9 protein-coding genes are annotated in these 10740 nt (G+C 68.1%); 7 read left to right on the forward strand and 2 right to left on the reverse strand.

What is annotated here, in order from left to right:
* The 4 genes from KDH83_RS26555 to KDH83_RS26570 all read left to right on the forward strand — a co-directional run.
* Positions 1-827 (forward strand): tripartite tricarboxylate transporter substrate-binding protein (locus KDH83_RS26555; RefSeq protein ID WP_212321195.1); only part of this gene is annotated, 827 nt, incomplete at its 5' end.
* An 83-nt stretch (positions 828-910) separates the two neighbouring features.
* Positions 911-1411 (forward strand): sigma-70 family RNA polymerase sigma factor, encoded by a 501-nt coding sequence (locus KDH83_RS26560; protein WP_212321197.1) that lies wholly within the window; start codon positions 911-913, stop codon positions 1409-1411.
* Positions 1408-2376, forward strand: a complete 969-nt coding sequence (locus KDH83_RS26565; RefSeq protein ID WP_212321199.1) for a FecR domain-containing protein — start codon at positions 1408-1410, stop codon at positions 2374-2376. The genes KDH83_RS26560 and KDH83_RS26565 overlap by 4 nt, the downstream gene beginning before the upstream one ends.
* Positions 2377-2502: 126 nt before the next feature.
* Positions 2503-4890 carry a TonB-dependent receptor gene (locus tag KDH83_RS26570; RefSeq protein ID WP_249205375.1) on the forward strand — a complete coding sequence of 796 codons (2388 nt, stop codon included), beginning with the start codon at positions 2503-2505 and terminating at the stop codon, positions 4888-4890.
* Positions 4891-4902: 12 nt separating this feature from the next.
* On the opposite strand, the gene KDH83_RS26575 is transcribed toward KDH83_RS26570, so the two are convergent.
* Positions 4903-5862 carry an aldo/keto reductase gene (locus KDH83_RS26575; protein ID WP_212321207.1) on the reverse strand — a complete coding sequence of 320 codons (960 nt, stop codon included), beginning with the start codon at positions 5860-5862 and terminating at the stop codon, positions 4903-4905.
* A 289-nt stretch (positions 5863-6151) separates the two neighbouring features.
* On the opposite strand from KDH83_RS26575, the gene KDH83_RS26580 reads away from it, so the two are divergent.
* The 3 genes from KDH83_RS26580 to KDH83_RS26590 all read left to right on the forward strand — a co-directional run bounded on the left by KDH83_RS26580 (position 6152) and on the right by KDH83_RS26590 (position 9305).
* Positions 6152-7123, forward strand: a complete 972-nt coding sequence (locus tag KDH83_RS26580) for an ABC transporter substrate-binding protein (protein ID WP_212321203.1) — start codon at positions 6152-6154, stop codon at positions 7121-7123.
* A gap of 361 nt (positions 7124-7484) precedes the next feature.
* Positions 7485-8360 (forward strand): ABC transporter permease, encoded by an 876-nt coding sequence (locus KDH83_RS26585; RefSeq protein ID WP_212321205.1) that lies wholly within the window; start codon positions 7485-7487, stop codon positions 8358-8360.
* A gap of 150 nt (positions 8361-8510) precedes the next feature.
* On the forward strand, positions 8511-9305 hold the full coding sequence (locus tag KDH83_RS26590) for an ABC transporter ATP-binding protein (RefSeq protein WP_103273679.1): 795 nt from the start codon (positions 8511-8513) through the stop codon (positions 9303-9305).
* Positions 9306-9372: 67 nt separating this feature from the next.
* Here KDH83_RS26590 and KDH83_RS26595 read toward each other — a convergent pair.
* A partial coding sequence (locus KDH83_RS26595; RefSeq protein WP_212321206.1) for an amine oxidase occupies positions 9373-10740 on the reverse strand: 1368 nt, incomplete at its 5' end.

The following is a 10740-nucleotide window of genomic DNA, read 5'->3' on the forward strand; positions in this document are numbered from 1 at the left end:
CGCTGGCCCAGCAGCTGACCCAACAGCTCGGCCACTCGGTCGTGATCGACAACAAGGGCGGCGCCGGCGGCACCGTGGGCGCCGGCGTCGCGGCCAAGGCCCGGCCCGACGGCTACACCTTCTTCATGGGCGGCGCCCATCACGCGCTGGCGCCGTCGCTGTACAAGAGCCTGAACTACAACATCCAGAAGGACTTCGTGCCGGTCGCGCTGGTGGCGCAGCCGCCGCAGGTGGTGGTGATCAACGCCAGCAAGCTGCCGGTCAAGACGCTGCAGGAATTCATCGACTACGCGAAGAAGCGCCCCGGCGACATCAACTTCGGCACGGCGGGCAAGGGCAGCACGCACCATCTGGCCGGCGAGCTGTTCGCCATGCAGACCGGCATCAAGCTGGTGGACGTGCCCTATCAGGGCGCGGGGCCGATGCTGTCGGCGCTGATCGGCGGGCAGGTCGACCTGGCGTTCGATGGACTGGGCTCGTCGTCCAACCACATCCGTTCGGGCACCATCAAGCCGCTGGCGGTGGCCGCGTCCGAGCGTTCGCCGTCGCTGCCGGACGTGCCCACCGCCGCCGAGGCCGGCGTGCCGAACTACGTGGTGTCCACCTGGTATGCGATCTGGGCGCCGGCCGGCACGCCCAAGGAGGCCGTGGACCGCATGACGGCGGAGATCACCAAGGCCCTGAACACGCCCAAGATCAAGGAGATCTGGACCAGCAACGGCTCGGCCATCCCGGCCATGACGGGCGCCGATTTCGGCCAGTTCGTCGACAGCGAGGTCACGCGCTGGGCCAAGGTGGTGCAGGATTCCGGCGTGAAACTGGACTGAGGTCGCGCCAGGGCGGGCCGGATTGGATTATTATTGATAATTATTATCATTAATATGTCCCGGGTCCGGTCCGTCGAATGGCCATGAATCAAAGCGGTTCCCCTGCGCCTGTCGAAGGGCTCTATATCCAGCATCACTCCTGGCTGCGCGATTGGCTGCGCAAGAAGACCGGCTGCCCGTTCGATGCCGCGGACCTGGCCCACGACACCTATCTGAAAGTGCTGTTGCGCGCCGGCGAGGCCCATGCCTGCCGCGAGCCTCGCGCCTATCTGGTCACGATCGCGCACGGCTTGATGGTCAACCTGTTCCGCCGCCGCGACATCGAACGCGCCTACCTGGACGCGCTGCATGCCTGCGAGGCCGGGCTGGCGCCATCGCCGGAACGCCGCGCCCTGGCGCTGGAAGCCCTGGTCGAGATCGATCGCCTGCTCGACGGACTGCCGGTCAAGGTGCGCAAGGCATTCCTGCTGGCCCAGCTGGAAGGGCTGCGCCATGCCGAGATCGCCGATCGGATGCAGGTCTCGGTGAGTTCCGTGCGGCAATACCTGGCCCGCGCCATGCAGCATTGCCTGGCGGCCTGGTGAGCGCGCGCGCGGTGGCGGAGCCCGCCTTGCCCGAGTCGGTGATACGCGCGGCCAGCGAGTGGTTCGTGCGGCTGGGCGCGGAGGAAGCCGGCGCGGCCGACGAGGCCGCGTGGCGCGATTGGCTCGCGGCCGACGCGCGGCATCGTCGGGCCTGGGAGCGGGTGGAGGCGCTGGGCCGTCAGTTCGGCCAGGTTCAAGCGCGGGCCGGCCTGGCCGCGTTGGAGCGGCCGGCCTCCGGCGGCCGCCGCCAGCGAGAGGATTTTCAAGGCGCGGCGGCGGGCACGGGCGGCCTGGCCGCGGCGGGCCTGCCGTGGCGGGCCTGGACCGCGGACCTGTCCGCCGGCATCGGCCAGACGCGCGTCGCCACGCTGGACGACGGCAGCTTGCTCACGCTCAATACCGACAGCGCGGCCGATGTGCGCTTCAGCGACGCGTTGCGCCTGATCGTGCTGCGCCAGGGCGAGCTGCATATCGCCACGCACCGGGACGCCATGACACCTGCCCGGCCCCTGGCCGTGGACACGCCGATGGGCCGCGTGTTCGCGTTGGGCACCCGTTACTCGGTGCGCCTGCACGACGACCGCGTCCGGGTGGCGGTGAATGAAGGCGCGGTACGGATCGAGCCCGCCGTCGCCGGCGCGGCGGGCGCGCGCCGGGTGGAGGCTGGCGAGGGCGCCTGGTTCGATGCGCGCGCGGTGCAGCCGTCCGGACCCGCGCCGCACGAAGACGCCTGGCTTCAGGGGGCGCTGTATGCCGACAACATGCGCCTGGACGCGTTCATCGCGGAACTGGGGCGTTACCGGCGCGGCCGGCTGGCCTGCGATCCGGCCGTGGCGGGTCTGCGCATCTCGGGATCCTTCCCCCTGGCGGATACCGATCGCGCGCTGGCCGCCGTCGAGCGCGCCTTGCCGGTGCAGGTGCTGCGCTATACCCGCTACTGGGTCGTGCTGCGCGGCAGGGCCTGAAATACACAGGCCGGACTGTCACTTTTGCGTTTTCGATTGGCATACGGGTGAAGCCTCGATTTTCTTCGCCTGGAACCCAACGATATGTCTTTGCCTTCCGCTCCTTTCCGTCCGCGCGTCTTGCGCATGAAAACCGGCGTCGCGCTGGTCATGGCGGCATTGGCCGGCGCCGCGCTGACGGCCGCCCAGGCCCATGCGCAGACGCCCGCGACCGCCGCGCCGCGTGTCCAGGCCAATGTGCCGGCTGGCCCGCTGGGCGCGGCGCTGGCCGGTTTCGCGCGGCAGGCCCGGGTGTTGCTGTCGTTCGATCCTGCCCTGACCGACGGCCTGCAGAGCCCCGGCCTGCAGGGCAGCCATGGCGTGCAGGAGGGGTTTGACGCGTTGCTGGCCGGCACCTCCTTGCAGGCGCATCGCCGCGCGGACGGTGATTTCGAACTGCGGCGCGCCGGCGCGGATGCCGCGCAACTGGCGCCGGTGGTGGTGCTGGGAGCGGGGGCGACGACCGAAGGCTCGGGCCTGTATACCGCCGACTGGATGCGGTCGGCCAACGGCCTGGTGCTGTCGCAGCGCGATACGCCGCAATCGACCAGCGTCATCACCCGGCAGCAAATGGACGACCGCGCCATCGGCAGCGTGCGCGACGTCATGGAGAACGCCACCGGCATGAACGTGCAGCAGGCCGAGTCGGAGCGCCTGACCTATTACTCGCGCGGCTTTTCCATGGATACCTTTCAGTTCGACGGCGTGGTCAAGCCCTTGAACAGCCTGTACCAGTTCGGCGACGGCAACCTGGATCCGGCCATCTATGACCACGTGGAAATCATCCGTGGCGCCACCGGCCTGATGAGCGGCACGGGCAATCCCGGCGGCTCGGTCAATTTCATCCGCAAGCGTCCGACGCGCGAATTCCAGGGAGAGGCCAAGGCCTCGGCCGGCAGCCACGACACGTATCGGGGCGAGATCGACCTGTCGACGCCGTTCAACGCCTCGGGCTCGGTGCGGGGGCGCCTGGTCGGCGCGAAAGAGCGCCGCGGCGACACGATGGATCTCTATAGCAAGAAGCGGGACGTGCTGTACGGCATCGTCGAGGCAGACATCGGCGAGTCGACGACCATCAGCGCGGGCGGTTCGGTGCAACGCTCGCGCCCGCGCGGCATCAGCTGGGGCGGCCTGCCGGCGCTGGATGCCTCGGGCAAGCCGATCGACTGGCCCAAGGGCCAGGCCATGGGCGCGAAGTGGTCGCGCTGGGACACGGACTCACACGAGTACTTCGCCCAGATCGAGCACGGCTTTTCCAACGGCTGGAACGCGCGCCTGTCGTACACCCGGCTGGAGAATACCTTCGATGCGCCGCTGCTGTTCACCTCGGACGTGCCGGTGACGCTGGACGGGTTCTCCACGCCGCCGCTGCTGCGCAAGTTCAAGGGCGGTAGCGACCAGGACGTGTACGGCGGCTCGATGGACGGCGCCTTCGACGCGCTGGGCCGCAAGCACCAGTTCAACCTGGGTTTCTCGCACTCGGTCATCAAGGCATGGAACCAGAGCTGGGACACGTCCGACCAGGCCGGCTACCCGATACCGGACGTCAAGGACTGGACCGGCGACTGGCCCGCGCCGCGCTGGGACATCCTGGCGCTGTCGCAGACCCACCGTGACAAGCAGACGGGCATCTACGGCACCTTGCGCCTGCAGCTGGCCGATCGCCTGCACCTGCTGGCCGGAGCGCGCTGGACCCGCTGGCAGTCCAGCGAGACCAGCGGCGGCGTGGCGGGCTACACGCATACCTATTCCGAGGTCACGCCGTATCTGGGCGCCACGTATGACCTGGACGATACCTATACCGCCTACGCCAGCTACACCAACATCTTCCTGCCGCAGATGGTCAAGACCCGCAACTGGGACATGGCCGGTCCGGCCTACGGCCACAACTACGAGGCGGGCATCAAGGCGGCCTATCTGGATGGGCGGCTGAACGCGTCGCTCGCGGTATTCCAGACGGACCAGAAGGATGTGGCCGAGTACGGCGGCTTCGATCCGGTGCATGACGACGGCTGGTACTACATCCTGGAAGGCACCCGCACGCGCGGATTCGAGGCCGAGCTGGCCGGCGAGGTGATGCCGGGCTGGAACGTGTTCCTGGGCTATACCTACCGGCAGTCCAAGGACAACGAGGGCAGGAAGGTGCAGACCACGCAGCCGGAACAGCTGCTCAAGGCCAGCACGGCCTATCGCCTGCCCGGCAGCTGGAACAAGCTGACCGTCGGCGGCGGCGTGCGCTGGCAAAGCCGCACCAGCGCGCAGACCTATTACGGCCTGCAGTCGGGCGACATCGTGCAGAAGCCCTATGCCTTGTTCGACCTGATGGCGCAGTATGACTTCAGCGACAAGACCCGGCTGCAGCTGAATATCCGCAACCTGGCCGACAAGAAGTACTACCGGTCCATGGGTTTCTACAATTCCGTGTTCTACGGCGAAGGCAGGACCGCGATGCTGACGCTCAGCCAGCGCTTCTAGCGTGCTCGTCGCTCAGCCGCGCCAGTCGCTGGCCCGGCTGAGCTTGGCGATCTGGTCGCGGCTGAGCGCCAGGCTGGCGGCCTTGACCAGTTCGTCGAGCTGGTCCAGCGAGGTGGCGCTGACGATGGGCGAGGTGATGCCGGGCTGGGCGATCTGCCAGGCCAGCGCGGCCTGCGCCGGCGTGCAGTTCGCGTCCTCGGCCACCTCGTCCAGCGCCTTCAGGATGCGCAGGCCGCGCTCGTTCAGATAGGTGTCGACGATCTTGCGGCCGCGCACGCTCTTGCCCGCGTCGGCGGCGCTGCGGTACTTGCCGCTGAGAAAGCCGCTGGCCAGCGCGTAGTAGTTGATCACGCCCATGTCCTGCGCCCGCACCAGCGATTGCAGGCCGGACTCGAAGCCCTCGCGCTTGTACAGGTTGTATTCAGGTTGCACGCTCTCGTAGCGCGGCAGGTTGTGGCGCTCGCTGGCGATCAGGGCCTCGGACAGGCGCACGGACGTGTAGTTGGACGCGCCGATGGCGCGCACCTTGCCGGCTTCCATCAGCCGGGCGTAGGCGCCCAGCGTGTCGGTCAGCGGCGTGTCGGGGTCGTCCTGGTGCGACTGGTACAGGTCCACGTAGTCCGTCTGCAGCCGTGATAGCGAGGCTTCCAGCGACTGGCGGATGTAGGCGGGCGCCAGGCCCTTGCGGCCGGGCCCCATTTCCATGCCGACCTTGGTGGCGATCAGCACCTGGCTGCGCCGGCCCGAGCGCTTGATCCACTTGCCGATCAGGGTTTCGGATTCGCCGCCCTGGTTGCCCGGCGCCCAGCGCGAATACACGTCGGCGGTGTCGATGAAGTTCAGTCCGGCGTCGACCATGGCGTCCAGCAGCGAACAGGCGCCGGCTTCGTCGACGGTCCAGCCGAAGACATTGCCGCCGAAGGTCAGGGGAGGGATCTGCAGGCCGGAACGGCCCAGCGCGCGCTTGATCATGATGAGGCCCTCTGTGTTGCCGCCGGGGGCGGCCGGACGGCCGTCCCGATTGTCCAGTGTATCGGGAATGGAGCGGGCGGCGGCGCCGGGATCCACGGCGCGGCGCGCGCCATGCACCAATTCAGGGATTCCCCGCAAAGGCTTTTGATCCGCGTCACGTTAGACTATATGGCTTTTACGGCCGGACGGACCTGCGGGAAGCCGCCGGGGCCGCCGTAGAAAGAACCAAAACAGCCTTGGGCGTACAGTCCAACAACGAACAATCACCGAAGGTTCAAGGAGCTTATCTATGCTGATCGGAAAAAAACATTTTCTGACGGTTGGCGCCATGGCGCTCGCGATGGCTATCGCCTCGCCCGTGTCGGCGCAGCAGAAGTCGGTGGCGGTGACCGCCATCGTCGAGCACCCGGCGCTGGATGCCGTGCGCGACGGCGTGCAGGACGCCCTCAAGCAAGCCGGCTATGAGCCGGGCAAGAACCTGAAATGGCAGTACCAGAGCGCGCAGGGCAACAACGGCACCGCCGCCCAGATCGCTCGCAAGTTCGTCGGCGACAAGCCGGACGCCATCGTCGCCATCGCCACGCCGTCGGCCCAGGCCGTCGTCGCCGCCACCAAGGACGTGCCGGTCGTGTACTCGGCCGTGACGGATCCGGTCGCCGCCCAGCTGGTCGCCAGCATGGAGCCCACCGGCACCAACGTCACCGGCGTGTCGGACCTGCTGGCCCTGGACAAGCAGATCGACCTGATCAAGAAGATCGTGCCCAACGCCAAGCGCGTCGGCATGGTCTACAACCCGGGCGAGGCCAACTCGGTCGTCGTGGTCAAGAAGCTGCAGGAACTGCTGCCCAAGTACGGCATGAGCCTGGTCGAGGCGGCCGCGCCGCGCTCGGTCGACGTGGCCTCGGCCGCGCGCAGCCTGATCGGCAAGGTCGACGTCATCTACACCAACACCGACAACAACGTGGTCTCGGCCTACGAGTCGCTGGTGAAGGTCGGCAACGACGCCAAGATCCCGCTGGTCGCCTCGGACACCGACAGCGTCAAGCGCGGCGGCATCGCCGCCCTGGGCATCAACTACCGTGACCTGGGCGTGCAGACCGGCAAGGTCGTCGTGCGCATCCTGAAGGGCGAGAAGCCCGGCGCCATCGCCTCGGAAACCAGCTCCAAGCTGGAGCTCTACGTGAATCCGGGCGCAGCCGCCAAGCAGGGCGTCACGCTGTCCGACGCGCTGATCAAGTCGGCCGCGGTGGTGGTGAAGTAAGCCGCCCCGCCTGAAACCCCGCGCATGCCTTGCGGCGTGAGCGGGGTTTTGTTTTACCTGCCTGTCTGTTTTGCCTTCCCGTCCCGCCGCTTTCCTGTCTTGCCGCACGGCGCCCGCCGCCGGCGGGAATGGCCGCGCGGGACTCGTCCCAGCTAGAAATCCGCGTGCCCTTGGCGCGCGAGCCGGCCGCCAAATCGGGCTGCCGGGGCAGGACCGTGCGCGCTTTGGCAGAAAACAGGCGAAAATCGTCGCTGGGGAAATGTTCGTTGCAAAAGCTCGGGTAAAACTTACCCCGAAACGCAAGAAGTGCGACGTTTCAACTCTTTAATATGCTCGTTTCTCATCTGATTGGATTTGACCCATGTCATTGTTTTCGTTGTTAGGCGCGTTGGAGATCGGGCTGATCTTCAGCCTGGTGGCTTTGGGCGTGTTTATCTCCTTCCGCCTGTTGCGCTTTCCGGACCTGACGGTCGACGGCAGCTTCCCGCTGGGCGGCGCGGTCTGTGCCACGCTGATCGCCGCGGGCACCGATCCCTTTCTGGCCACGATCGCGGCCACCTTCGCCGGCGCGGCCGCCGGCCTGGTGACGGGCTGGCTGAACGTCAAGCTCAAGATCATGGACCTGCTGGCGAGCATCCTGATGATGATCGCGCTGTACTCGGTCAACCTGCGCATCATGGGCAAGCCCAACGTGCCGCTGATCACCGAGCCCACCATGTTTTCCATCCTGCAGCCGGCATGGCTGCCGGACTATGTGGCCCGTCCGCTCATCCTGGTGGTGGTCGTGATCCTGGCCAAGCTGGTGCTGGACTGGTTCTTCGCCACGCAGACCGGCCTGGCGATGCGCGCCACCGGCTCCAACGGCCGCATGGCCCGCGCGCAGGGCGTGAACACCGGCCGCATGATCCTGGGCGGCATGGCGCTGTCGAACGCGCTGGTGGCGATGGCCGGCGCGATGTTCGCGCAGACCCAGGGCGGCTCGGACATCTCGATGGGCATCGGCACCATCGTGATCGGTCTGGCCGCGGTGATCGTGGGCGAGAGCATCCTGCCGTCGCGCAAGCTGGTCCTGGCCACGCTGGCCGTGATCATCGGCGCCATCGTCTACCGCTTCTTCATCGCGCTGGCGCTGAACAGCGACTTCATCGGCCTGAAGGCGCAGGACCTGAACCTGGTCACGGCGGTGCTGGTCACGATTGCCCTGGTCATTCCGATGCTCAAGAAAAAACTCAAATAGAGATGGCCCACCCCCGAAGCGCTGCGCGCTTCCCCCTCAAGGGGGCGCCACTGCGGACCGGCAAAGCCGGCTCCGCGTGGCCCCGATTGGGCGACGGCCGGGCTTCTTATGGCGAGGGTGTTGCGCCAATGCAGAATGGAGAATTGAAGAATGTTGTCCGCTAAAGATCTGAAGATCACTTTCAACGCCGGCACGCCGATCGAGACGCGCGCGCTGTGCGGGCTGTCGCTGGAGATTCCGTCGGGCCAGTTCGTCACCGTCATCGGCTCGAACGGCGCCGGCAAGTCCACCTTCCTGAACGCCGTGTCGGGCGATCTGCTGGTGGATTCCGGCCGCATCGACATCGACGGCGTGGACATGACGCGCAAGCCGGTGTGGGCGCGTTCGTCCAAGGTGGCGCGCGTGTTCCAGGACCCGATGGCCGGGACCTGCGAAGACCTGACCATCGAAGAGAACATGGCGCTGGCGCAACTGCGCGGCGACCGTCGCGGCTACAGCCGCGCGGTCAAGGCCTCGATGCGCGAAGGCTTCCGCGAGCGGCTGGCGACGCTGGGCCTGGGCCTGGAAAACCGCCTGGCCGACCGCATCGGCCTGTTGTCCGGAGGCCAGCGCCAGGCCGTCAGCCTGCTGATGGCGGCGCTGCAGCCGTCGCGCATCCTGCTGCTGGACGAGCACACCGCCGCGCTCGATCCGCGCACCGCCGATTTCGTGCTGCAACTGACGGCGCGCATCGTCGCCGAAAGCAAGCTCACCACCATGATGGTGACGCACAGCATGCGCCAGGCGCTGGACGTGGGCGAGCGCACGGTCATGCTGCATCAGGGCCAGGTGGTGCTGGACGTGTCCGGCGACGAGCGCCGCGGCATGGACGTGCCGGACCTGCTGGCCATGTTCGAGCGCGTGCGCGGCGAGAAACTGTCGGACGACGCGTTGTTGCTGGGCTAGAAGACCGACGCTGTGGCGTCCAGCCCGCCGCCGGCCTGCACAAGGCGGGCGGCGGGTTTTTTCTTTGTCAGGCGGCTTCGGGGCGCGCGCCCAGGACGCGAGCCGCCGCCGTCACCCCCCACCAGGCCGCTTCCTCGAACACCGAGTAGCCCGACAGGTCGGCGTGGGCGAACAGGATCTGGCCGTCCACGTCCCGCAGCGCGGCCAGGCCGGCATTGGACAGGTTGCCGCAATGCGGCGTGGCCATGGCATGGCCGCGCACGGTGATTTCCAGCCGGCGCGCGCGGCGCCAGAATTCCTCGCCATAGGCGGCGACCAGGTCGGCGGCGGCTTCGTCGCGCAAGGCTTCGGGGCTGGCCTGGCTGAGCCAGCGGCGCGCGTCGGCGGGTTCCAGGCGATTCAGCGCGTGATAGGCGGTGAAGACGCTGCGCGGCGACCGCGCCACCCGCAGCAGCTGGTGCGTGGAGACCACATAGCCCAGCCCCTGGCCCTGGTAGACCACGTTGTCCCAGGACAGCGGTTCGCCGGGCGCTTCCAGCGGATAGCCGTCCATGACGAAGTTCGACACCATCCAGGCCGCGCGCGGCGAGGCGTGGACCGCCGGGTCGTAGCCGTAGGCGCGGATGTCGGGCAGCAGGCGCTGCGCGACGAATAGCGGCATGGCGCAGACGGCACGGCGCGCCTGCAGGGCGTAGGCGCCGCCGTCATCGGCGAGACAGGCGATGCGCGGGCCGGCCGGCGTTTCGCGGATGCGCGCGGCCGTGCCGGGCAGCAGCCAGCGTTCATGGCCCAGCCTGGCGCTGATTGCCGCGCGCATGCGCGCCATCAGCGCCGACAGGCCGCCCGGCCAGGTCAGCACCGCGCCCTCGGCGGCGTTGGCGGCATGGCCGTCGCGCGCGGCGAAGTAGTGCAGCCCGGCCCAGGCCGACACGGCGCCGGTGTCCGCGCCGTAGTCGTCGCGGCAGCAGTAGTCCAGATACCAGCGCAGGGCCGGCGAGGTGTAGCCCTCGCGTTCCAGCCATTGCCTGAAGGTGATGCCGTCCAGCGCGGTCCAGGCCGGATCGCGCGAGGACAGGGCCAGCGGGATGGCGAAGACCTTGCGGCCGTCGTTGCCGCGTCGCGTGTGCAGGGCCTGCACCTGGGCCAGGAAACGGCGGTGCTGCGCCAGATCGGCCTCGGGCAGGCCGTGCATCGGTAGCAGGCTGTCTTCCCAGCGGCCGTCGCGCAGCAACCGTTCCTGCGGCGAATGGACCAGCGCGGTTTCGTCGTAGTAGGGGGCGTCGTCGCCGGCGTCGCGCTCGATCAGGCCGAAGTCGGCCAGCATCTCGCGCACATGGGTCGATTCGCGCGAGGGCAGGGGCAGGTAGTGCGCGCCCGTCGGATAGTCCAGGCCGTCCTGCGCGCCGCCGGCGGCGCGCAGGACGGCCTGGAGTAT

It is taken from the genome of Achromobacter sp. Marseille-Q0513 (genome assembly GCF_018195695.1).
In the GTDB taxonomy this organism is placed as follows: Bacteria; Pseudomonadota; Gammaproteobacteria; order Burkholderiales; family Burkholderiaceae_B; genus Achromobacter.

Bases quoted from the DNA above. Each gene is read 5' to 3' on its own strand.
- KDH83_RS26560 (WP_212321197.1), top strand. From the start codon at position 911: ATGAATCAAAGCGGTTCCCCTGCGCCTGTCGAAGGGCTCTATATCCAG.
- KDH83_RS26570 (WP_249205375.1), top strand. From the start codon at position 2,503: ATGAAAACCGGCGTCGCGCTGGTCATGGCGGCATTGGCCGGCGCCGCG.
- KDH83_RS26575 (WP_212321207.1), bottom strand. From the start codon at position 5,862: ATGATCAAGCGCGCGCTGGGCCGTTCCGGCCTGCAGATCCCTCCCCTG.
- KDH83_RS26580 (WP_212321203.1), top strand. From the start codon at position 6,152: ATGCTGATCGGAAAAAAACATTTTCTGACGGTTGGCGCCATGGCGCTC.
- KDH83_RS26585 (WP_212321205.1), top strand. From the start codon at position 7,485: ATGTCATTGTTTTCGTTGTTAGGCGCGTTGGAGATCGGGCTGATCTTC.
- KDH83_RS26590 (WP_103273679.1), top strand. From the start codon at position 8,511: ATGTTGTCCGCTAAAGATCTGAAGATCACTTTCAACGCCGGCACGCCG.